General features: G+C 58.6%; 24 protein-coding genes. 10 read left to right on the plus strand and 14 right to left on the minus strand.

From position 1 onward, the window contains the following. Nucleotides 1–2: 2 nt before the first annotated feature. Both sfnG and ABVR31_RS20925 read right to left on the minus strand, forming a co-directional pair. Entirely contained in the window at nucleotides 3–1,097 is a 1,095-nt protein-coding gene (gene sfnG / locus ABVR31_RS20920) for a dimethylsulfone monooxygenase SfnG (protein WP_372774408.1), read from the minus strand. A gap of 220 nt (nucleotides 1,098–1,317) precedes the next feature. Further along, nucleotides 1,318–1,665, minus strand: coding sequence for a helix-turn-helix transcriptional regulator (locus tag ABVR31_RS20925; protein ID WP_104093428.1), 348 nt, complete (start codon nucleotides 1,663–1,665; stop codon nucleotides 1,318–1,320). Between the two features lie 159 nt (nucleotides 1,666–1,824). Between ABVR31_RS20925 and ABVR31_RS20930 the strand changes: the two genes are divergently transcribed. Beyond that, the gene (locus ABVR31_RS20930) at nucleotides 1,825–3,051 is read left to right on the plus strand and encodes an MFS transporter (protein WP_336699146.1); all 1,227 of its coding nucleotides are present in this window, start codon (nucleotides 1,825–1,827) and stop codon (nucleotides 3,049–3,051) included. Between the two features lie 53 nt (nucleotides 3,052–3,104). Here the strand turns inward: ABVR31_RS20930 and clcA are convergent, their stop codons facing one another. Further along, complete coding sequence (gene clcA, locus ABVR31_RS20935; protein ID WP_081315776.1) at nucleotides 3,105–4,508, minus strand: H(+)/Cl(-) exchange transporter ClcA; 1,404 nt, start codon at nucleotides 4,506–4,508, stop codon at nucleotides 3,105–3,107. A 297-nt stretch (nucleotides 4,509–4,805) separates the two neighbouring features. On the opposite strand from clcA, the gene glsB reads away from it, so the two are divergent. The 3 genes from glsB to ABVR31_RS20950 all read left to right on the plus strand — a co-directional run bounded on the left by glsB (nucleotide 4,806) and on the right by ABVR31_RS20950 (nucleotide 8,522). Further along, nucleotides 4,806–5,729 (plus strand): glutaminase B, encoded by a 924-nt coding sequence (gene glsB, locus ABVR31_RS20940; RefSeq protein WP_058758986.1) that lies wholly within the window; start codon nucleotides 4,806–4,808, stop codon nucleotides 5,727–5,729. Nucleotides 5,730–6,300: 571 nt separating this feature from the next. Beyond that, nucleotides 6,301–6,717 (plus strand): DUF2946 domain-containing protein, encoded by a 417-nt coding sequence (locus ABVR31_RS20945; RefSeq protein ID WP_372774412.1) that lies wholly within the window; start codon nucleotides 6,301–6,303, stop codon nucleotides 6,715–6,717. A gap of 65 nt (nucleotides 6,718–6,782) precedes the next feature. After that, a complete protein-coding gene (locus tag ABVR31_RS20950) occupies nucleotides 6,783–8,522 on the plus strand; it encodes a DUF2534 family protein (protein ID WP_372774414.1) in 1,740 nt (579 codons plus the stop codon). Between the two features lie 79 nt (nucleotides 8,523–8,601). Here the strand turns inward: ABVR31_RS20950 and ABVR31_RS20955 are convergent, their stop codons facing one another. Both ABVR31_RS20955 and ABVR31_RS20960 read right to left on the minus strand, forming a co-directional pair. Continuing rightward, nucleotides 8,602–9,618 carry an NAD(P)-dependent alcohol dehydrogenase gene (locus ABVR31_RS20955; RefSeq protein ID WP_021508873.1) on the minus strand — a complete coding sequence of 339 codons (1,017 nt, stop codon included), beginning with the start codon at nucleotides 9,616–9,618 and terminating at the stop codon, nucleotides 8,602–8,604. 123 nt (nucleotides 9,619–9,741) lie between these two features. Then, on the minus strand, nucleotides 9,742–10,011 hold the full coding sequence (locus ABVR31_RS20960) for a hypothetical protein (protein WP_010616678.1): 270 nt from the start codon (nucleotides 10,009–10,011) through the stop codon (nucleotides 9,742–9,744). Between the two features lie 332 nt (nucleotides 10,012–10,343). On the opposite strand from ABVR31_RS20960, the gene ABVR31_RS20965 reads away from it, so the two are divergent. Together ABVR31_RS20965 and ABVR31_RS20970 are read left to right on the plus strand one after the other, a co-directional pair. Then, the gene (locus tag ABVR31_RS20965; RefSeq protein ID WP_372774744.1) at nucleotides 10,344–11,240 is read left to right on the plus strand and encodes an extracellular solute-binding protein; all 897 of its coding nucleotides are present in this window, start codon (nucleotides 10,344–10,346) and stop codon (nucleotides 11,238–11,240) included. Continuing rightward, entirely contained in the window at nucleotides 11,237–12,019 is a 783-nt protein-coding gene (locus ABVR31_RS20970; RefSeq protein WP_325924506.1) for an ABC transporter permease, read from the plus strand. The genes ABVR31_RS20965 and ABVR31_RS20970 overlap by 4 nt, the downstream gene beginning before the upstream one ends. On the opposite strand, the gene ABVR31_RS20975 is transcribed toward ABVR31_RS20970, so the two are convergent. The 7 genes from ABVR31_RS20975 to ABVR31_RS21005 all read right to left on the minus strand — a co-directional run bounded on the left by ABVR31_RS20975 (nucleotide 12,016) and on the right by ABVR31_RS21005 (nucleotide 18,036). After that, nucleotides 12,016–12,405 carry a response regulator transcription factor gene (locus ABVR31_RS20975; RefSeq protein WP_088517427.1) on the minus strand — a complete coding sequence of 130 codons (390 nt, stop codon included), beginning with the start codon at nucleotides 12,403–12,405 and terminating at the stop codon, nucleotides 12,016–12,018. The two genes, ABVR31_RS20970 and ABVR31_RS20975, sit on opposite strands and share 4 nt — an antisense overlap. A gap of 210 nt (nucleotides 12,406–12,615) precedes the next feature. Further along, entirely contained in the window at nucleotides 12,616–13,392 is a 777-nt protein-coding gene (locus ABVR31_RS20980) for an ABC transporter ATP-binding protein (RefSeq protein WP_150058866.1), read from the minus strand. Continuing rightward, nucleotides 13,392–14,075, minus strand: a complete 684-nt coding sequence (locus ABVR31_RS20985; RefSeq protein ID WP_058758980.1) for an ABC transporter permease — start codon at nucleotides 14,073–14,075, stop codon at nucleotides 13,392–13,394. Before ABVR31_RS20985 ends, ABVR31_RS20980 begins: the two co-directional genes overlap by 1 nt. A 9-nt stretch (nucleotides 14,076–14,084) precedes the next feature. Beyond that, nucleotides 14,085–14,804 (minus strand): ABC transporter permease, encoded by a 720-nt coding sequence (locus tag ABVR31_RS20990; RefSeq protein ID WP_058758979.1) that lies wholly within the window; start codon nucleotides 14,802–14,804, stop codon nucleotides 14,085–14,087. 12 nt (nucleotides 14,805–14,816) lie between these two features. After that, complete coding sequence (locus tag ABVR31_RS20995; RefSeq protein ID WP_242868575.1) at nucleotides 14,817–15,662, minus strand: transporter substrate-binding domain-containing protein; 846 nt, start codon at nucleotides 15,660–15,662, stop codon at nucleotides 14,817–14,819. A gap of 15 nt (nucleotides 15,663–15,677) precedes the next feature. Then, nucleotides 15,678–16,865 (minus strand): M20 family metallopeptidase, encoded by a 1,188-nt coding sequence (locus tag ABVR31_RS21000; protein ID WP_058758978.1) that lies wholly within the window; start codon nucleotides 16,863–16,865, stop codon nucleotides 15,678–15,680. 271 nt (nucleotides 16,866–17,136) lie between these two features. Beyond that, on the minus strand, nucleotides 17,137–18,036 hold the full coding sequence (locus tag ABVR31_RS21005; protein ID WP_215801026.1) for a LysR substrate-binding domain-containing protein: 900 nt from the start codon (nucleotides 18,034–18,036) through the stop codon (nucleotides 17,137–17,139). A 104-nt stretch (nucleotides 18,037–18,140) separates the two neighbouring features. On the opposite strand from ABVR31_RS21005, the gene ABVR31_RS21010 reads away from it, so the two are divergent. The 3 genes from ABVR31_RS21010 (at nucleotide 18,141) to ABVR31_RS21020 (ending at nucleotide 19,346) form a co-directional block, all read left to right on the plus strand. Next, entirely contained in the window at nucleotides 18,141–18,845 is a 705-nt protein-coding gene (locus ABVR31_RS21010) for an SDR family oxidoreductase (protein WP_166710557.1), read from the plus strand. Between the two features lie 208 nt (nucleotides 18,846–19,053). Further along, nucleotides 19,054–19,185: a hypothetical protein gene (locus ABVR31_RS21015; protein WP_254919537.1), complete on the plus strand. Its 132-nt coding sequence runs from the start codon at nucleotides 19,054–19,056 to the stop codon at nucleotides 19,183–19,185. A 29-nt stretch (nucleotides 19,186–19,214) separates the two neighbouring features. Then, nucleotides 19,215–19,346, plus strand: a complete 132-nt coding sequence (locus tag ABVR31_RS21020; protein ID WP_254919538.1) for a hypothetical protein — start codon at nucleotides 19,215–19,217, stop codon at nucleotides 19,344–19,346. Between the two features lies 1 nt (nucleotide 19,347). Here ABVR31_RS21020 and ABVR31_RS21025 read toward each other — a convergent pair whose 3' ends face one another. After that, nucleotides 19,348–20,280, minus strand: coding sequence for an AraC family transcriptional regulator (locus ABVR31_RS21025; protein WP_021508860.1), 933 nt, complete (start codon nucleotides 20,278–20,280; stop codon nucleotides 19,348–19,350). 160 nt (nucleotides 20,281–20,440) lie between these two features. Between ABVR31_RS21025 and ABVR31_RS21030 the strand changes: the two genes are divergently transcribed. Next, nucleotides 20,441–21,175, plus strand: coding sequence for an SDR family oxidoreductase (locus tag ABVR31_RS21030; RefSeq protein WP_058781030.1), 735 nt, complete (start codon nucleotides 20,441–20,443; stop codon nucleotides 21,173–21,175). 79 nt (nucleotides 21,176–21,254) lie between these two features. Here ABVR31_RS21030 and corA read toward each other — a convergent pair whose 3' ends face one another. Then, complete coding sequence (gene corA, locus ABVR31_RS21035) at nucleotides 21,255–22,223, minus strand: magnesium/cobalt transporter CorA (RefSeq protein WP_021508858.1); 969 nt, start codon at nucleotides 22,221–22,223, stop codon at nucleotides 21,255–21,257. Nucleotides 22,224–22,242 lie beyond the last annotated feature (19 nt).

Genomic DNA, 22,242 nt, shown 5'->3' on the forward strand with positions numbered 1-22,242 from the left:
CCTCAGACCGTGACGGCGTTAAGCGCCTCCTGTCGTTCCAGTTCGCGCACGCGTGGGATCACTTCACGCCCAAAGAACTCCACCTCTTCATGGAAATGCAGAAACGCCAGCAGCAGTAAATCCACGCCAGCGCGTTTCTGCTCCATGATGCGCTCAGCAATTTGCTGCGGCGTGCCAATCAGATTGGTTTTGAAACCGTCGTTGTATTGCACCAGATCCTCGAAGGAGGATTTGGCCCAGTTGCCCTCGCCTTCCGGCGACGCGCTGCCGGCATTTTTCACCTCATGCTGAAAGCCTTTCACTGCATCCGGATTGGCTTTGGCGATGATCTCCTGCAGCACCGCGAGAGCTTCCTGTTCGCTCTCGCGGGCGATGACAAAACCATTCAGGCCGATTTTAACGGCGTGCTGATTGACGGCGGCTTTGGCGCGGATATCGTCCACCTGCTGGCGTACGCCCTGTGGCGTGTTGCCGTTGGTGAAGTACCAGTCAGACACCCGTGAAGCCATGTCCCGCGCGGCGCGCGAGCTGCCGCCCTGAAAAATTTCCGGTAGCGGATCGAGTGGTTTAGGCTTGAGCGAGTAGTCGCGGAAGCGATAAAAATCTCCGGCGAAGCTGAAGCTGCTTTCACGCCAGATGCCGCGCAGGCAGCGAATAAACTCTTCCGAACGCAGATAGCGCTCTTCGTGATCGAGCCAGGGTTCACCAATCGCTTTGAACTCGCCGCGAAACCAGCCGCTGACAATGTTCACCGCGATGCGCGGACCGTACAGATGGCTGATGGTAGCGATCTGCTTCGCCGCCAGCGTCGGGTTCCACGGCCCCGGGAGCAGCGCGGCAATCACTTTAAGTTTTGTGGTGTGGCTCAGCAGATCCTGAGAGAAGGTGACTGATTCGTGCTGATTATCCGCGCCATAGCCGGCGGTGAAGCGAATCTGCGTCAGGGCATAATCGAAGCCAGCGCGTTCAGCGATTTTCGCCAGTTCACGGTTGTACTCCGCGTCCCAGCGCGTGCGCTGCTCGATCTGACTGATGACTAAACCCCCTGAAACATTAGGCACCCAGTAAGCAAACTGCAGCGGTTTTACCTGTGACATAGGTTTCTCCTGAGACTTCTTATAGCTGGATTAACGGAAAATTATCTTCATTAATGCTTTTTGCTATAAGAGGCTATGCAGTGAGCGTGCCAGTTCCTGGCAGAGATTAAACGCCTGATTTGCGGGCTAACTGAATGAGAGGATGAGGAATGTCTGTTGCGGATGCAGCAGCCGCTGTCGCCAGGCTGTTGCAATTGCAGCCGCTCCGGCGAAAAGGGCGCTACTCCGCGTGCTGAAAAGCCTGCAGCGCGCTTCGGGTGGCGGCATCGTCAACGGCGGCGCTGAGCAGCGCATCAAGCAGACCAGGAAAGCGCGCGTCCAGATCGTCGCGCCGCAGTGACAGCAGATTCTCGCGGCCAGAGGGTTTTTGCCAGATTACGCCGCTGTCACGCAGTACCCGCCAGTGATGGGTTAAGGTTGATTTGGATACGCCTTGCAGCAGCGAACCGCAGCTGCGCTCCTCCCCCTGTGCCAGCAGCGCGACTACTGCCATGCGCATCGGATTGCCCAGCGCGGCCAGCACATTCTCCAGCCTGATGGCGTCACGCGACGGATGATTTTCCAGCATTGCTTATCTCTGTAAGGGCGTAAGACAGCAAATTATCCGTGAGTCGGCGGGCGATGTATAGCGCAGTACGAGCGGTGCGCCAATCGCGCTGCGCTAATTTACGATGTCACATTGCTGCTCTATGCTTGTCACCATCCTCCACTCTTTCTTCATCACAACATGAATGCAAATCCGATAGCGCATCCCGCTGCTTTGCGGTCTCTCCAGGCGTTGTGTCTGGTCAATTTTTTCATGGCCGACGTGCGGGATGGACTCGGCCCTTTCCTGGGGATCTTTCTTACTGAACATGGCTGGAGAGCGGATGATATTGGCTGGGCGATGACAGCCGGCGGTTTAGCCGGACTGCTGGCTACGCTGCCGGCGGGTCTGGCAACCGATGCCACGCACCAGAAAAAAGGGCTGCTGATTCTGGCCTCACTGCTCATTACGCTGGCCACCCTAATGCTGTGGTGGTTTCCTTACGGTGGAGTGGTAGTTGGCTCGCAGGTGGTTACCGGTCTCGCGGCCGCGCTTATTGCCCCGTTACTGACCGGCGTCACCCTCGGCCTGACCGGCTCTCAGGGGTTCAGCCAGCAGATGGGGAGAAACGAGGCGTTCAATCATGGCGGCAATATGACTGCCGCGCTGTTTGCCGGGTTTGCGGTCTGGCTGTGGGGCACCGATGCGGTTTTTATCCTGATGACCGCGATGGCACTGTGCGCATGTTTTGCCGTGGCCGCCATTCAGCGTAACGCGATCGATGACCGCGCGGCGCGCGGCGGTGCCGGACAGCAGGCCGCAGAGCTTCCGGGTTTCTCTGCCCTGCTGCGCAATCCGGTGCTGCTGATTACCGGCCTGACGCTGCTGCTGTTTCACCTCGGCAACGCCGCGCTGTTGCCGATGCTGGGCATTCGCGCGGCGGCAACGCACAGCGGACAGCTCAGCCCGGGTGTTTATACCGCTGCAACCGTGGTGATTTCGCAATGCGTGATGATTCCCGTGGCGTTATTCGCCGCCCGAAACGCCAGCCGCCTCGGTTTCCCGCTGCTGATAACCCTCGCGCTGGTGGTGCTGCCGGTGCGTGCCGGCATCGCCTCCCTGTTCGATGGCACCTATGCGATGGTACCGGTACAGATTCTTGATGGTCTGGCCGCCGGGCTGCTGGGCGTGGCAGTACCGGGCTACATCGTCAGCGTGCTTGACGGCAGCGGACACACCAATGCCGGCCAGAGTTTCGTCATGCTGATGCAGGGCGTGGGCGCGGCATGCAGCCCGGCACTGACAGGCAGCATCGCCGCCGCCTGGTCTTATCAGGTCGCTTTCGCCGTGCTCGGCAGCATCGCCCTCGCCGCACTGATGCTCTGGAGCCTCAGCCAGCGCATCAGATGGGTTAAAAGCCGGGCGTGAGGTGATATCTTTCCACCCGGCTTGAGTCGCGCTTCGATAAGCCGGGATAATCCCTATTCCGTCCGGGCGCTGGCGCGGTTAGTGAGCTGTGCTTTGGCAAGGGTGCGCGCCAGGATTGAGGAATAAAGCGGTTTGCCACCAAAGAACTGCGCCGCCAGCGTCGCGCCCAGACAGGTGATGATCATCGGCAGAATCAGTTGATAGTTATTGGTCATTTCCAGCACCAGCACGATGCCGGTAAGCGGCGCGCGCACCGAGGCGGCGAACAGCGCGCCCATCCCGGCGACGGCAAAGGTGGCGGCTTCCAGCTGATAATGCGGGAACCAGTCGGCGCTCAACTGACCAAAGCAGGTGCCCAGCAGCGTGCCCAGCGTCAGCATGGGCGCAAAAATTCCGCCCGGCGCGCCTGAAGAGAAGCAGCAAATGGTGACCAGCGTGCGCAGCGCGAAGAGAGCAAACAGCGCCAGCGCGCCATAGTGCCCGGTAGCGAAATCCGGAATCAGCGTCGTTCCGCCGCTCACCGCCTGCGGCAGCAGTAAACCCAGTACGCCGCACAGTCCGGCCAGCAGGCTACCGAACAGCACCCAGCGCCCGGTACGTCCGAGATGCAGGCGCTGAAACTGGTCCTGTGCGAGAAATATCAGCCGGTTGAACGCCACGCCGCAGCCGCCAAACAGCACACCCAGTACCAGATAGAGCCACAGCGTCTCAGTGGGCGCGTCACGCAGCTGACCGATATTAATGATGGCTTCGTTACCGTTGAGCACGCGAAAGACAATGCTCGACATAATCACGCCAACAAACACCGCTTTTATCGATATCAGGCTATAGCGAAACTGCGGGCGCATCTCTTCGATAATGAACAAAATGCCGGCCAGCGGCGCGTTGAACGCCGCCGAAAGCCCCGCCGCGGCACCGGTCGCCAGCAGCGTATGACGCGATTCAGAATCGCGCACGCGAAACAGATCGAGGCACATACCACCGATGTTGCCGCCAATCTGCACCGTGGGTCCTTCGCGTCCCAGCACCATGCCAGAGCCCAGCGCGCCCATGCCGCCGATAAATTTAACCGGCAGCACACGCCACCAGCGCACCGGACGCAGCTCTTCCAGCGCGCCCTCGATTTCCGGAATGCCCGAGCCTCCCGCCTCTGGCGCGAAGCGGCGCACCAGAAAATAGCCGATGCCGCCCAGCAGCGCCGAGATAAAAAACGCGCTCAGCAACGCCATGGCCAGGTTATCCGCCCGCTCCGTCAGCCAGCCGATCCGCAGGTGGAGAATAAAATTGACCGCGCGATCGAAAGCCACCCCGACCAGCCCGGTGAGGATACCGACCAGCGCGGCCAGCAGCAGCAATGCCAGCGGGGTTTTATCGCGTCGCAGCAATTTTTGCAGCAGCATAAAGCGCCCGGCGCGCATCGCGTTGGCAGGCTCGGTGGCATCAGGTAAGGCAGACATCGTCATCCTCAATTACAACGGTTGAGCGCATTGGCAGCGCCGGAAAGAGTTGGGGCTTAGCATAACCAAAATTGCCTGATCGGTAACTCAATCATTCGCAACATAATTTTACCTCAGGCCGCGCAATGTGGCGTAGGCGCCAGGCTGGGTTGCGATCGGGCGCAACAAACCGGGCAGAAAATCCACAACACGGTGCAGGCTTGCTGCAGCGTGCTCACAGAATTTTGCGCGGTGGATTGACGCGCCGACGGCAAATCACCATGATCGCGCCAGGATTAGTCACCCCGGAGCCACAAGGTGTCGGAACTCAGTAATGCATTGCTTGAAGAGATTATCACGGACGTACGCCCCCTCACCCGTCAGGGCAAAGTGGCAGATTATATCCCGGCGCTGGCCGGCGTGGATGCCGATCAACTGGGCATCGCCATTGCCACCGCCGATGGACGCAGCTACCAGGCCGGCGATGCGGGCACGCGCTTTTCAATCCAGTCCATCTCCAAAGTCCTGTCGCTCACCGTCGCGCTGACGCTGTATGAGGACGCCGAGATCTGGCAGCGCGTAGGCAAAGAGCCATCCGGCCAGGCATTCAATTCACTGGTGCAGCTTGAACTGGAACAGGGAAAGCCGCGCAATCCATTCATTAACGCCGGCGCGCTGGTAATGTGCGATTTGCTGGAAAGCCGGCTCACCGCGCCGCGCCAGCGCATGCTGGAGTTTGTGCGTCGTCTGGCACAGCAGCCGGACATTCAGTATGACCGTGTGGTCGCGCGTTCAGAGTATGAGCACTCGGCGCGTAACGCCGCCATTGCCTGGCTGATGAAGTCGTTTGGCAACTTTCATAATGACGTCAGTAAAGTAATGGAAACCTACTTTCACTACTGCTCGCTGGCGATGAGCTGCAGCGAACTGGCGCGCACGTTTCTCTATCTCGCCAATCACGGCCGCACGCTGGATGATGAGTGGGCGGTGATCTCTGCACGCCAGGCGCGGCAGGTGAACGCACTGATGATGACCAGCGGCATGTACGACGGCGCCGGAGAGTTTGCCTGGCGCGTGGGCATGCCGGCTAAATCCGGCGTCGGCGGCGGGATTGTCGCAGTGATTCCCGGTGAGATGAGTATTGCCGTCTGGTCACCGGCGCTGGATCATTCCGGTAACTCGCTGGCCGGCACCGCCATGCTGGAGAAACTCACGGAGCGGCTGGGGCGATCGATATTTTAAGGCCCGGCTCATACTGAGAGTCTTCCCTGTAAATGAAAAGAGTTAAACAACGAGCCGCCCGTTTATATCGGTGCGCATAAATGCGCACCCTACGAAAATCGTGTAATTCCTTGCTGATTGCGATCGATGCCGTTCAATAAAGTTGCAAGTGACCTGATTACAACGGTCCGTATCAATGCGCCGTCATGTGTAAATCGTGCAACTGCCTACAGGCCGCAATAAATGACGTGACGCCTTGTAATAAAGCTGCAAGTGGCCTGTTTATATCGGTGCGGATCAATGCGCACCCTGTGCAAATAGTGCAAATACCTTGTAGGGTCGCCATTAATGGCGACCACAAATTCTGAGCAATGACAGTTCTTGCCATCAGACTTCACTCATCCTTAAGCAATGAGAAATAGTGTTTCTCTAATGTACTCATCAGGTTGCAATTAAGTTAACAAACACACCACGTTAAGTGACCCTTTTCAAAAGGTGTGAATTTTGTCGCTCCCAGCCTCACTTTTATTAACCCTTGTGCGGCAATCGCGTTACACTTCGGCCTCATTTGTTGAAGCACTCAGTATTTGCCATGACGTTTTCCTATCACTTTCGCCAGCGCCTGACCGCCTGCGTCGCCATTGTGGCGGTGCTGCTGCTGTTCGTCGCGCCGATTGTGTCGAAAACGCTGCTGGAGCGGCAAACGCGCATTGTCCCCGTGGCGTCGCATAGTCCATCATCTGCCATGCCAATGCACCATCACGATATGCCGATGGAGATGGCGATGCCGGGCATGATGCATCACAACATGGACGACGGCGAATTTGCCTGCGGCTATTGTGATTTGCTGGTGCATGTTCCGCTGATGATGTGGATGTTTATCCCGTTCATCTGGCTGATGCTGGTGATCTCGCGCGCCCCACCGCTGCCGCCGCTGGTGGCACCCCGGCCGCGCCGCTTCAGCGGTACCCATCGTCCGCGCGCGCCACCGGTTTTTCTTTCCTGCTGAATCTCATTAATCGGTACAACGCCTGCGCTGTGCCCTGACATTCTCTTATCGGAAGGAAGACGGCTTTGTCTGCTGTTCACTCTGCAGCACCGCGCGGCGCGGTGCTTAATCTGCTACGCCGCTTACACTTTTACATTGGCCTGTTTGTCGCGCCGTTCATCTTCGTGGCGGCGCTCAGCGGCACGCTGTATGTGCTGACGCCGCAGCTGGAAAATCTGATCTACGCTGATGCGCTCACCGCGCAGCCGCAGGGCAATGCGCAACCGCTCTCGGCGCAGATCGCCGCGGCACGCGCCTATGCGGGCGAAAATCAGCACATTTATGCGGTTCGACCTGCCCCCGCCGCGCGCGATACCACGCGCGTACAGTTCAGCGATGCCACACTCGGTCCGTCGCAGTCGCGCGCGGTGTTTATCGATCCCTACAGCCTCAAAGTAACCGGCGACATGACGGTGTACGGCACCAGTGGCGTGTTGCCGCTGCGCACCACGCTCGATCTGCTGCACAGCAGCCTGTTACTCGGTGACTTTGGTCGCAACTACAGCGAACTGGCGGCGAGCTGGCTGTGGGTGGCCGCGCTGGGCGGCGTGCTGCTGTGGCTGGGCACGCGACCAAAACGCCGGCTGAAAACCGTGCGAAAGGGGTTTGCCTTCACCCGGCACTGGCACATCACGCTGGGGCTGACGCTGCTGCTCGGGCTGCTGTTCTTCTCCGTTACCGGCCTCACCTGGTCACAATGGGCAGGTAGCAATATCGATAAGATGCGCACCGAGCTTAACTGGCTGACGCCACAGGTGAATACGTCGCTCAGCGGTGATGCGCCCGCCGCGCCGGCGGATCCTCACGCCGATCACCGCAGTATGCCGGACATGGACATGACCAGCATGCCGATGTCGTCGATGGCGAAACCGGCGACGCAGCCAGCGAAGTTACTGCCGGCAAATGCCGCCGACGCTGACTGGGATCGCGTGCTGGCGGCGGCACGTCAGGATGGCATCCGCGCGGCTAAAGTGGAGCTGCGCCAGCCGAAAAGCGAGGGCAAAACCTGGACGGTGAGTGAGATTGATCGCAGCTGGCCCACGCAGGTGGATGCGGTGTCCGTGAATCCGCAAAGCTTCGCGATTGTCGATCACGTCTGGTTTGATCGCTTCCCGCTGGTGGCAAAACTGACGCGCTGGGGTGTCGATGCGCACATGGGCGTGCTGTTTGGCTGGCCTAATCAGCTGTTGCTGGCGCTGTTTGGCCTGGGTTTATGCAGCATGATTGTGCTGGGTTATCGCATGTGGTGGCTGCGCCGCCCGGCGCTGGATCAGGCCAGCCCGGCGCAAACCCTGAGCGCAAGCTGGCTGGCGCTGCCGCACTATGCCAAAGGGGTCTGCCTGATGCTGGCGCTGGCGCTCGGTTATGCCCTGCCGGTGATGGGCGTCAGCCTGCTGGCCTTCGTGCTGGTGGATGTACTGCGCTGGCGCAGACAACAGCGTGCGCCGATGAGCGAAGCGGAAATTCTCGCCGCGCAGCAGTCGCCGCTCGGTATCGTGCGGGCGCGTTTCACGGTGAAACGCAAGGAGATGCGTTACTACCTGCGTGGGCTGTTTATTCTGGCGCTGATTGTCGGTACGGTGATGAGCAATGCGATTATCGGCGGCGTGATCGATCAATACGGCATCCCGTTCAGCCACTGGACGCTGACCATGTATCTGACGCAGGGCTTTATGATCGCGCTTTACACCACGGTGTTCACCGCGCTGATGTCGATTCCGCTGTGGTATTTCTTCCTCGGCGAAAAGGATGATTCGCAGGGATAAGGCGTAAAAACGGCGGATGATCCCCCATCCGCCGTTTTGTCTGACAAATGTCAGCGTGTTATCCGCCTCAGATTCCGACTCAGAAATCGGCCTTCAGCACCACGCGGTAATTCGCTTTACCGGCGCGTACGTGATCCAGCGCTTCATTGATTTTTGACATCGGGAACTCTTCCACCTGCGGTGCCACATCGGCGCGTGACGCCAGACGCATCAGCTTACGCAGCTGGCCCGGTGAACCGGTAGACGAACCCGTTACCGCACGATCGCCCAGAATCAGACTGAACGCTGGCACTTCAAATGGCTTCATCACCGCGCCCACGGTGTGGAACTTACCGTGCGGAGCCAGCGCCTGGAAGTACGGCTGCCAGTCCAGATCGACGGCTACGGTGCTGATAATCAAATCAAATTGCCCGGCCAGCGCGTTCAGCGCCTGAGGATCGCGGCTGTTGACCACACGATCGGCGCCCATGGCTTTGATGGATTCGGTTTTGCTGGCATTCGAACTGAACGCCGTAACTTCAGCACCCATGGCGCGCAGCAGTTTGATCGCCATATGGCCGAGGCCGCCAATACCGATTACGCCGACGCGGCTGGTAGCCGTTACATGGTGCATCAGCAGCGGTTTAAACACGGTAATCCCGCCGCACAGCAGCGGACCGGCAGAGGTAATGTCCATGGATTCCGGCAGCGGAATCACCCACTGCCAGTCGGCGCGCAGATGGCTGGCGAAACCGCCTTTGTTCATGATGGTGGGCACTGAACCGTTCTCACAGTTGACCTGCTCGCCGTTGATGCAGGCATCACAGTGCTGGCAGCTTTTCGCGGTCCAGCCGATACCCACGCGCTGACCCACCTTCAATCCTTTGTCCTGCGCCGCATCGCCGAGTGCGCTGATGCGACCAATCACTTCGTGACCGGCAATGACCGGATAAGAGGAAATGCCCCACTCGTTATCAATCATCGACAAATCAGAATGGCACACACCGCAGTAATCGACCTCAACCAGCACTTCTTCCGCCGCCAGCGGACCGGTTTCGTACTCGTACGGTACCAGCGCATCACCGGCGTTGTGTGCGGCATAACTTTTGATTTTCATTACTGTCCTCTGTTTTCAGCGTTGTTAACCCAGGAAGTCTAGCAGAGCGTATTGCATGATTATGATTAAATTTCAGCCAATTAGAGTCTGTTAAGCGCAACGGGGAAAGAAAAGCATTTCGCGTTAAAGCGAATCGTGACTGGGCGGACTGCGGAACGCATGGCGCGCCTCTTCTATCAGCTGGCTGGCGGTGACGGTGGGCGGCAAACGCGTCAGCACTTTGCTGGCCTGCCAGTAACACAGCACCATCTCCTCGTTAGTTTCGTTCTCCGCCATTTCCCTTAAGCGCCTGCGCAGGCTCAGCACGTCCAGCGTTTGCTGTTCATCCACCATCTCAGCGATGGTTTGGTTGATGACCTGATGAATGATTTTCCAGGAAAGATCGGCAAACACGTTAAACCTCGTGACGTAGTAACGGGCTCCAGGCAAATGAGGAAAAGGTGCACGCCCAGCGGCATGCAAAATAATCCAACTGGGATAACTATAGCCGCTTATTTAACCAGCAGACGGCTGGCCGCCTGTATTTGCGGTAGCTCGCGGATCGGTAGATGAATTTTTTCTCTCAGCACGCGTTGCAATGGTACTAAAACCCGGCGCTGGCGCGCGACCGCAGGATTTCGCAACAGATTTTACCTTGCGCTAAAACGGAGAATTCCGATAATCGCTATCTACTCATTTATATAGCGAAAAGGAATCTCCGCGTGAAGACGCTTACCCTACTGTTAATGACTGCCGCCGGCGGATTGAGTTTACCGGCGCAGGCCGCCATGGATATCCGCGTGACGTATGCCGGTTCGATGGGAAAAGTGATGGATCAGGCACTGGGCCCGGCATTTGCCCAACAGCATGACGGTAAGTATGAAGGTCAGGGCCAGGGGGCTTACGGCATGGCGCGCCTGCTGGCGAGCAAAAAAATCACCGCTGACGTGTTCGTGTCTGTTACTCCCGGTCCGATGCAGATCCTGAAAACCGCCGGACTGATCGACAACGCAGTACCGGTAGCCAGCACCAGCATGGTGATTGCCTATAACTCAAAAGGGCCGTTTGCGCCGCAGTTTGCCGCAGCCAAAGGCAATGATGGCCGCTGGCTTCAGCTGCTGGCCGCGCCGGGACTGAAATTTGGCCGGACCGATCCGGTAAACGATCCTAAAGGCCAGAACATTATTTTTACCCTGCTACTGGCGCAGAAATATTACCGGCAGCCCGGCATAGCTGACAACATTCTCGGCGGTTACCAGAATCCCGCACAAACCCATCTGGAGGGTGGCTTGCTGACGCGGCTCGAGAGCGGTCAGGTGGATGCGGCAGCAGGCTATGAAAGCGAAGTGATCTCTGCCCATCTGCCTTACATCGCGCTGCCCGATGAAATCAACCTCAGCAATCCGGCGATGGCGACTAAGTGGTACAACACGGTCAGCTTTAGCGTCAAAGACAGCCAGGGTAAAGATAAAGTGCTGCACACCCAGCCACTGGTCTATTACGCGGCGGTGCTCAGGAATGCGCCGCACGGTACGGCCGCTGGCAAAGCCTTTGTAGATTTCATGCTGAGTCCTTCAGGACAGGCGCTGTTTAAACAGCAAGGCTATGCCGCGCCGAAGGGCGATGGGCTTTATACGCGATGAAAATCCGCCATGCTGGCGCGCTGTGGCTGTCGCTACCCGCCCTGCTGCTACTGGCCGTGCCGTTTATCACCCTGACGGGCGTCACACACTGGCAACATCTGCGGCTGGCGTGGGGTGACAGCGCGGCGATTACCACGTCGCTCAGTCTGGGCGCGATCGCGCTGGTGCTGATTTTTCTGACCGGCTTACCGCTGGCCTGGTGGCTGTCGCAGGCGCGGGGAAAAATACGCTGGCTGGTGGAAACGCTGGTGATGATCCCGCTGCTGACGCCGCCGCTGGCGATGGGAATCCTGCTGGTCAGCGCGTACGGTCCGTACAGTTTGCCCGGCCAGCTGCTGAGCAAGCTGGGCTGGACGCTGGTGAACAATCCCGCCGCCTTTATCCTGGCGCAGTGGTATGGCGCGCTGCCCTACTTTGTCACCAGCGCACGCTCGGCGTTTATCGCGGTGCCGCCGGAGATCCTTGAAGCGGGCCGAACGCTGGGTGCCGCGCCGTGGCCACGCTTCTGGCGGCTGGCGCTGCCCCTGGCCGCACCGGGCCTGGCGTCGGCTACGGCACTGGCGTGGGTGCGGGCGATGGGCGAATTCGGCATTGTGATGATTTTCGCCTGGTTTCCCCACGGAATGCCGGCGCAGTTGTACAACAATCTGCAAAACGACGGCGTGGATGCGGTGTATGTGCTGTTGTGGCTGTTACTGCTGTTTACCCTGCCGGTGCCGTTGCTGTGCGCGCTGGCTTCCCGGCGCGCGCTTTCCGGCAACACGGCGCGGCATCATTAGAGGCTGGCGCGCTGCTCACTCTCACGCATCGCCAGCCGGACCGTCTCCAGCAGCGATTCAATCTCCAGCGGCCGGGTGAAAAAGGCAAAGGCGCCCTGAGCAAACAAGCGCCGGCAGGCCTCCAGCGTGTCATGCCCGGTCATGATGATCACCGGCAGCAGCGGATGGCGTGCACCCTGCCGGGCCAGCCAGCTCAGGCCGCTACTCTCTGGCTGTCGCACATCAAGCAGCAGACAGCCGCATACGGCTTGCTGACCGGCGGCGGCGGTTTCGAACGATGCCAGGTCGGCAAAGTCGGCGACCTCGTAGTCCACGGTTCGCAGCAGAAATCCCAGCGACTCACGCACGGATACATCATCATCCACTAACCACACCTTCGCGCCCATTACGTACTCCGCCTGTAGAAAAATGAGGAAAATTTCGGCCCTCTCTGTCGCGCGGTAACGCAACAGCAGCCAGACCTGACGGTAGCTGGTTATCGATGGACGTGAAGTGCGCGACGACGTGCACCTTCCCTGCGCCGATAAAAAAGCCCTCCGTTGAGGGAGGGCGATTTTTCCATAATTTGGCTTAGAACACCATTGGCACAAATCTGGTTAGCTGTTGCGCTGCAGGTGGCTGCTGACAAAAGCGCGACAGCGCGCCGAGATCGGTTCGCTGAACACCTGCTGCGGCGATCCGGACTCTTCGATTTTGCCCTGATGCAGAAACACCGCTTTGTTTGATACATCGCGCGCAAACCCCATTTCATGGGTGACGATAATCATGGTGCGCCCCTCTTCCGCCAGGCTGCGGATGACGCGCAGCACTTCGCCCACCAGCTCCGGGTCGAGTGCGGAAGTGGGTTCATCAAACAGTATCGCTTTCGGCTGCTGCGCCAGCGCCCGGGCAATCGCCACGCGCTGCTGCTGACCACCGGAGAGCTGCGACGGCCACGCGTTGCGCTTTTCGTATAACCCGACCTTTTGCAGCAGCGCTTCGGCCTCGGCAACGGCCTCCTGACGGCTGCGCTTCTGTACATGGATCGGTGCCTCAATGATGTTCTGCAGCACGGTTTTGTGCGGCCACAGATTGAAGCCCTGAAACACAAAGCCGAGCTGCATGCGCATCAGCTTAATGCGGCGGCGCTGTTCACGGCTCAGCTTTTCGTCCGCGTTATCGAGGGTGACCACTTCATCGCCCACGGCAATCTCACCGGCCTGTGGCACTTCAAGAAACGGGATGCAGCGCAGCAGCGTACTTTTACCGGAGCCGCTGGCGCCGATCAGCGAAATGACGTCGCCATCCTGCGCCGTCAGGCTGATGTCATGCAGCACTTCATGCCCGCTATAACTTTTTCTGAGATGGCTCAGGGCAATAGTGGGTTTATTCATTAACGTGCTCCAGCGTGATAGGGGGACAGACGGCGCTCCAGCAGCGCCACCGCTTTGCTCACCAGCACGGTCAGCAGCAGATAGATAATCGCCGCGCTGATAAACACCTCCAGCGCGCGGAAGGTTTCTGACACGATGGAATCGGCGATGCCGGTCATCTCCATCAGGCTGATGGTGCTCACCAGCGACGTGGATTTGATCATCGAGATGATCTCATTGCTGTAGGCCGGCAGCGCCTGCCGCACTGCCAGCGGCAGCGTGATGCGTCGCAGCGTAGTGAAGCGCGACATGCCGCACACTTTCGCCGCTTCCAGTGACTGCACGCTAACCGCATTCAGTCCGCCGCGCAGGATCTCGGCGGTGTAAGCCGCGTCGTTGAGAATCAGCGCAATTAACCCGCACCAGTAGGGCTCACGCAGCAGCGGCCACAGCACGCTTTCGCGCACCGCCGGCAGGCTGCCGAGGCCATAGTAAATCATGAAGATTTGAATCAGCAGCGGCGTACCGCGGAACAGCCAGACATAAAAACGCGTAACGTAGCTGCCAAGGCGATGCTGACGCAGCAAATTCAGCAGCAGCGCCAGTATTCCGCCGCCCAGCAGGGACAATACCGCCAGGTTGAGCGTCAGCGGCAGTCCGCGCAGCAGCGCCGCCAGCGTGTGCTGTAAAAAGGTGAAATCCATCGTGGCTCCTTACAACCGCGCGCGTTGTTGCCCGCGCATGGCCACTTTTTCCACATAGCGAAAGAAGAAATCTGAACAGGTGGTGATAATCAGGTAAATCACCGCGCCTACGCTGTAGAAGAAAAACGGCATCTGGGTGGAATTCGACGCGGTGGAAATCTGGTTCATGGTTTCCACCAGCCCGGTCACCGACACCAGCGCCGACTCCTTAATCACCGATTGCCACTGATTACCCATGCCCGGCAGCGCGGTGCGCAGCGCCTGTGGCACAATCATGCGGCGGAACAGCATAAAACGCCCCATACCGGTGACCGTAGCAGCTTCCAGCGTGCCGGCGGGAATCGCGTAAAACGCGCCGCGAAATACACTGCTCTGATAAGCGCCGGAAATCAGCCCGATAGCGATCGCGCCGGCAACGAAGCCGTTAACGTCAAACGGTCCCTGCAGGCCGATAGCTTCACCGATAAACCCGACCACCTGTCGGCCGCCAAAGTAGAACAGGTAGATCACCAGCAGCTCCGGCACGCCGCGAAATAGCGTGATGTAGCCGCTGGCAACACGCTGCTGCCAGCGGCCGCCACCAATCTGCATCCAGCACAGCAGGCTGCCGAGCATCGCGCCCAGCAGCCACGCACACAGCGAGACCGTTACCGTGACGGTGGCGGCGTCCAGCAGCACGCCGCCCCAGCCTTCGTCACCAAAACCTAACAGTTGCCAGTCAATAGTCATAAGCGCTCAGCATTATTCCGCAGGCGCGACGTTCTCGCCGAACCATTTCTCTGACAGTTGCTTCAGCGTGCCGTCTTTGATCATCGACACCAGCGCCTGATCCAGCGCGGCTTTCAGCTCCGGATTGTTTTTACGAATGGCAATCGCCGAGCCCTGGCCCAGTACACCGCCCACAAAGCCGTAACCGGTGCTGTTTACCGTATCCGCGTGTTTTTTCACATAAGCATTGAGGTTGGTGCGCGACGCCATGACCGCATCAACCCGGCCATTGAGCAGATCGGCGAAGGTTTCCGGGCCGGCCTGATAGGTACGGATAGTCGCGACATCACCGAGGTATTTGTTGAGGAAATCGGCCTGAATGGTAGCGACCTGCACCGCAATGGTTTTGCCTTTGAACTTCGCCTTCAGCGCGTCGATGGCTTTGTTCATTCCGGCTTCATCGGTCGCCTGTACCACTTCACCGTTGCCCGGCAGGGTATCCACTGCGCTGCCCTTCAGCGTGACGAAGCCCGATACGCTCACGGTATACTGATGGGTAAAATCCACCACTTCTTCACGTTTTGGCGTCACGGTGACGGCATCGACCACTGCATCATATTTGCCATCAGCGAGGCCGGGGATCAGTCCGGACCACTTCTGCGCGACGATTTCGTATTTGAATCCCGCGCGTTTCGCCAGTTCGGCCACCATATCGGGCTCGTAGCCGACAATTTTGCCGCTCGGCGTGGACTGGTTAAACGGCGGATAGGCCGCTTCGGTAGCGAATTTTAACGTGCCAAAATCTTTTGCCTGAACCACGGCAGCAGCCAGCAGCAACATGCCCGCGGAGGCGGAGAACAGCCCTTTACGCATCATCATAAAACCTCATTATTATCAGGAGAGTAAGTCGATCGCTATACGGGCCAGAGCCTGTGTGCCAGCGTGAATGCTGCGTTCGTCCGGCTGATAGTCGGAGTTGTGCAGATGGTCGTCGCGCCCCGGCGCGCCAGAGCCGATATGGATCTGACAGCCCGGCACACGCTCGGTAAACAGCGAGAAATCTTCCGCGCCAAAGCTGCTGCTAGGTTTTGCCACCACCGACTTGCCGAACTGGTGCGAGAGGATCGGCTCCAGTGCATCAATCAGCGCATCATCATTCATCAGCGGCGGTACACCTCGCTGATAATTGACCTCAATCCGCGTATTGAGCGACAGCGCCACTCCGGCACAGATGCGACGGAAAGCGTCTTCCATGTGAGCGCGCGCCTGCGGTGATTTAGCGCGGATGGTGCCCTGAATCAGGCAACTGTCGGAGATGATGTTATGAGTGGTGCCGCCGTGGATATGGCCAATCGTCAGCACAGCAGAGTTCGCCGGATCGAGCTCGCGCGACACAATGGTCTGCAACTGCGTTACCAGGCTGGCGGCGGCAATGATCGGATCGGTACCCATGTGCGGCCGGGCGGCGTGGGTGGATTTGCCATGAATCACTACGTCGAATTCATCGCTGGAGGCGGTGCTGGCACCGCGCGTCAGGGCGATTTCTCCTGCGGCCAGCTCTGGTTTATTGTGCAGCGTGATCGCCACATCAATGCCGTCCGCTGCGCCGGCAGCAATCATGGCTTGCGCGCCGCTCTCTGGCGTCTCTTCCGCCGGCTGAAAAATCAGCCGCACCGTGCCGAGCAGCTGGCTGCGCAGGTCCGCGAGGATCGCCGCGACGCCGAGCAGCGTAGCCGTGTGGATATCGTGGCCGCAGGCGTGCATTTTACCCGGCCAGATGCTGCTAAACGGCAGACCGGTTTGCTCATGAATCGGCAGCGCATCCATATCGGCGCGCAGCAGCACGGTTTTGCCCGGCTGCGCGCCGGTAATGTCCACCATCACGCCGGTGCGGCCCACGCCGGTTTGCGGCGTCAGCCCGAGGCGCAGCAACTCCTGCTCCACAATGGCTGCGGTGCGGACGGTATCGAAACCAAGTTCCGGATGTGCGTGAATATCGCGCCGGATGGCGATGAGGTGCGCCTGCATGCTTTCACTTCTGGCGCTGATATCCCTGGCTAAAAGAATTTTATGATCGGTCATGGTGGTAATACGGTTATGCAGGCTGTCGCCTGGCCGTTATGGCATTTTTATGAAATTCAGCGTTTTATTTATTCACAGCCCTCAGCAGATTGCAACGCACAAATCCTTTCCTTAATTGCTGAATTTGCGTGATATTTTCCTAAAACCCTGCCTGTGCAGGATAAACCTTATAAAATGCATGCTCAGTCAGTTATAACATTCATAATTCGCAGACGATCATCAGTTTTACTGATTTTGTTATTGAACATAAAAGCATCGCGTTGCTCAGCCATCAATCTTTGCTCTGCTCCGCCTGACTGAGTAGCCACGCACGAACCGCACTCACCGTTGCCTGCTCACGCGGACGACGCGGAGCCACCAGATACCAGCCGGCATCAACGGGCATCTCACGCTGCCAGGCGGGAACCAGCCGACCGCTGGTCAGATCGTTCTGCACAAAATGCGGGCTGGTCAGTGCGATACCCTGACCACTCAGCGCCGCTTCCAGCGCCAGCGCGGTCTGGTTGAAGCGCAGATGATGCTGATGCTGCAGCGACTGACCGGGGAACATAAACGCCAGGAACGCCGGCCACAGGTGATGGCCATCGTGCAGCAGCGGATAGCGCAGGCAATTTTCTGGCTGCGCCGCATCACCGTGTTGTGCCAGCAGCGCCGGGCTGACCACCGCCAGCACCGTCTGGCTAAACAGCAGCGTGGCCTCCAGCCCGCTACCAAACGGCGGCCGGCCATAGCGCACCGCCAGGTCGACGCCTTCATGGTGAAACTGCACCAGCCGTTCAGAGGCCAGCACGCGCAGGTCGATGTCCGGCCAGGCCGCGGTAAATGCCGGTAAACGCGGCAGCATCCAGCGGCTGGCAAAGGTCGGTGTTACGCTCAGCGTCAGGCGATCCGGCTCCGGGCGCAGCGTGCGCGTCGCCTCATCAATCAGCTCAAATGCCTGACGAATGTGCACCGCATAGCCTGCACCAGCAGCGGTCAGCGCCAGCGTACGCGGCAGCCGATCGAACAGTTTCAAACCCAGGCTGGCCTCCAGGCCGCGAATATGCTGCGCAACCGCACCCTGCGTCACACCGAGCTCTTCAGCGGCGAGGCGAAAATTAAGGTGCCGCGTCACGGCTTCAAATACCCGTAGCGCATTCAGCGACGGTAATGCCTGAAAGCCCTGATTCATCCTGTAGTTTTCCTATCGTCAATTGCCAGCTGAGCTGACTCTCTGCTGTATCTCCAGGCCATTATACTGGCATGACAGGATAATTAATTGATGAGGTTACTCACATGACAGTAGAAAAAGTTGCGGTGATTGTCGCAGGTGGCAGCGGTATGGGCGCAGCGGCAGCTGAGAAGCTGGCCAGCGAGGGTTTCAGGGTTGCGATTCTTTCCTCCTCCGGCAAAGGCGAGGCGCTGGCGAATCGTCTGGGCGGGCTCGGTATTACCGGTTCGAATCAGTCAGTGGACGATTTGCAGCACCTGATTGATGCCACTCTGGCGCGCTGGGGACGTATTGACGTGCTGGTTAACAGTGCCGGTCACGGTCCGCGCGCGCCAATCCTCGAATTAAGCGATGATGCGTGGCAGCAGGGAATGGAAACCTACTTCCTGAACGTGGTACGCGCTGTACGTCTGGTCACGCCGATCATGCAGCAGCAGGGTGGCGGCAGTATCATTAATATCTCGTCGGCATGGACGTTTGAACCCACCGACATGTTCCCGACCTCGGCCGTGTTCCGTGCCGGTCTGGCTTCTTTCAGTAAAATCTTTGCCGACACCTACGCAGCTGAGAATATTCGTATCAACAACGTCCTGCCTGGCTGGATTGATAGCCTGCCGAAAACGGATGAACGGCGCGACAGCGTGCCCATGCAGCGCTACGGCACGGCTGCAGAAGTGGCGGCTACCATTGCGTTTCTTGCTTCGCCCGGCGCGGCTTATATCACCGGGCAGAATATTCGCGTGGACGGCGGCGTCACGCGCAGCGTGTAACCGGCTTTGCTGTGCCTGATGGTCACAGCGGCACCTGATGTCCGCTGTGGCTGCCGCCTGCCTCATGATGAATTTCTCAGCCTGTTTTCAAGACTGGTCTTGTCGTTTCGCGGCCTTATAACACGTCAGAATGTTCTTATTCGCTGACAGAATTTTCTGTTCTCAGCTGCCAGATATTCCCGGTAAAACTTTCTGATTTGAGGTTGCTATGCCACTGCTTCTTCGTATGCGTCTGCACACGCTGCTGACTCCCGAACGCCATCTTGTCTGGCGTTTCCTGCTAACAGGTTGTGCATTTTTCTGGATTCTGCTGGTGGTTGCCGTGATGGGGCTGCGCTGAACAGTTGCTGGCTGTTGTGAGGGATGATTATGGTATTAATGTTATCGCCGCGCCTCAGTGCGCTGCTGAGTTTTTCCCGCCGGTTACTGTGCCAGCTGGCACTGGCTGCCAGCCTGCTGTTCTGGATTGGCGTGGTGGCGGCAATCGTCATCGCGTACTGACCTAATGTGCCTGTAGCCGCGCGGATAACTGTTCCGGCGGCAGCAGCGCAAAGGCGCGTTTCATCACCCGCGCCTCGTCAGCCGGGGTGCGACCAAACATCCGCTTAAACTCCCGGTTAAACTGTGAATCACTTTCGTAACCGACACGTGCGGCAGCACCGGCGGCGGTGAGATTATCGCGAATCATCATCAAACGCGCCTGATGCAGCCGCAAGGACTTGAGATACTGGATCGGCGAGGTCTGCGTGACGCTTTTGAAATGCAGATGGAAGCGCGGAACGCTCATGCCCGCTTCGCTGGCCAGATGCGGCACATCCAGCGGCTGCTGCCAGTCAGCATGAATGCGCTGCAGCGCCCGCGCGATGCGGCCAAAATGCCCCTGATAGGTCAGCGCTGCGCGCACCGCACCGCCCTGCTCACCCAGCAACACACGAAAGCAAATCTCTTCTACCCGTGCCGGGCCTAAAACCTGCGCTTCCAGCGGATCGCTCAGCGCCTGTAACAGGCGCAGCGTGCTGTCCGCCAGCGTCTCATTTACCGGCGTCGAAATAATGCTGGCTGGTGTCTCCGCCAGCGGAATGTCTGCCGCTGCGACCTGCGTCACCAGTCGCGCCAGCGTGGCCGCATCCAGACGGATAGCCAGCCCCAGCAACGGTTCGGCGGAGGTCGCTTCAGTCTCAGCGGAGAACGGCAGCGGCACCGACAACACCAGATAGTGCTGTGCGTCGTAGCGATACATTTTGTCGGCAAGAAACGCCCGCTTCGAGCCCTGACAGATAATGATGATGCTCGGCTCATAAAGAACCGGCGTGCGCGCCCACTGCCGGTCGGCACGCATAAAGCGCACGCTGTCGAGCAGTGAAGCAGTATAACCTTCCTGCGGTGCCAGCTGGCGCAGCAGCGCGCAGGTCTGCTGTTGTACGGTTTGCGACATAACGGGTTTCCGGTGAGAGGTTCAGGCAAAGCATAGCCAGGTTTCTTCCCTGCTCACAACGGTGACGAGAGAATCAGGCAATGATACGCCACAATCCGGTCTGTTCGCTTTAGCCGGCGTTTTCCACAATAGCCTCGTCAACCAACACGAGGAAACCATCATGGCTCATTCTAATGCGAAAGTGATTATTCTGACCGGCGCCAGCAGCGGCATTGGCGAAGCGATAGCGCGTCTGCTGGCCAGTCAGGGGCATAAACTGGTGCTCGGCGCGCGCCGTACCGATCGGCTGGCGATACTGTGTGATGAACTGCGTGCCAGCGGCGCGCAACTGGATTATCTGGCCACCGACGTAACGCAGCGAGCCGATACGCAGCAGCTGGCCGATTTTGCCCGCGATAAATATGGTCGGGTTGATGTAATGATCAACAATGCCGGCGTTATGCCGCTGTCGCCGCTCAGTTCGCTGAAGGTGGATGAATGGGATCGTATGCTCGACGTCAACGTGCGTGGCGTACTGTACGGCATCGCTGCCGTACTGCCGCTTATGGAATCGCAGCAAAGCGGCCATATCATCAATATAGCCTCGATTGGTGCGCTGGCGGTATCGCCGACGGCAGCGGTGTACTGCGCCACAAAATTCGCCGTTCGCGCCATTTCGGATGGCCTGCGTCAGGAATCGCGCCAGCTGCGGGTGACGGTCATTAATCCCGGCGTGGTGGAATCGGAACTGGCGGACACCATCACTGACGAGACCGCACGCGTGGCCATGCAGAGCTATCGTCAGATTGCGTTAAAACCCGAAGCCATTGCGCAGGCGGTGAGCTGGGCCATTAATCAGCCTGGCGAAGTTGATGTCAATGAGATCACGGTGCGCCCTACTGCCAGCGCGCATTGAGGCTAATGGAGCGTGGCGATTTCAGGCTGAAATCGCCCTGGCCTGCGCGTCTGGTGACAGCGCGCGCAGGCCATCACGCTTACAGCCAGCCCGCTTTTTTCAGCCGCCACCACATAACGAAACAGATCACCAGCGTGACCGCCAGCGCCGCCGGATAGCCAAAGTGGCTGTGCAGCTCGGGCATGTCTGAGAAGTTCATGCCGTACATACTGAAGATGATGGTCGGCACAATCAGGATTGCCCCCCAGCCGGCCAGTTTTTTATTCACCTCACTCTGCTGTACCGAGACCAGTGCCAGATTTACCTGCATGGCGCTGGCCAGCGTTTCGCGCATGTCTTCGGCATCAATCATGACGTGGTGCGCGTGATCCTGCACGTCGCGCAGATAGGCGCGCAGATTTTTCGGGATGATATCTTCATGGAAGCGCACCAGCTGCGGGCAGATCTCTGTCACCGGCATCGCCGCATTGCGCAACGACAGCAGCTGACGCCGCAAATGGTAAACATTCTCCAGCGTTACGCTGTCAAAGCGGGTGGTGAACATGCCGTCTTCCAGGTCAGCAATACGTTCACTCAGCGATTCGGTGATTTTGCTGTAGTTGTCGACGATAAAATCGAGGATGCAGTAGAGCGCATAGCCGGGTCCCTGGCACAGCATGGCATGGTTTTTCTCGGCTTTGGCGCGAATCGCTTTATAGCCCTCAACCGAACCGTGGCGCACGGTAATCAGAAAATTTTTACCGAGGAAAAAGTGGGTTTCGCCAAAGCTGATGCGCTGGCGATCTTCCATGTGTGCGGTTTTCACCACGATAAATACCGACTCGCCGTACTGCTCAATCTTGGGCCGCTGATGCGCCACCAGCGCATCCTCAATCGCCAGCTCATGCAGGCTAAACTCCTCCTGCAGCGTTTGCATGAAAGCCGGATCGGGTTGATACAGGCCAAGCCAGACGAACGATTTTTCCTCTTTCAGCACTTCGCTGATTTGATCGACTTCGACATGCTCTTCGCGTTTGCCGTGGCGATACACCACGCAGTTAATCACCATTTTCGCGTTGTCCTTGTTG

The organism is Pantoea sp. WEP (genome assembly GCF_041678305.1).
Taxonomy (GTDB): domain Bacteria; phylum Pseudomonadota; class Gammaproteobacteria; order Enterobacterales; family Enterobacteriaceae; genus Pantoea; species Pantoea dispersa.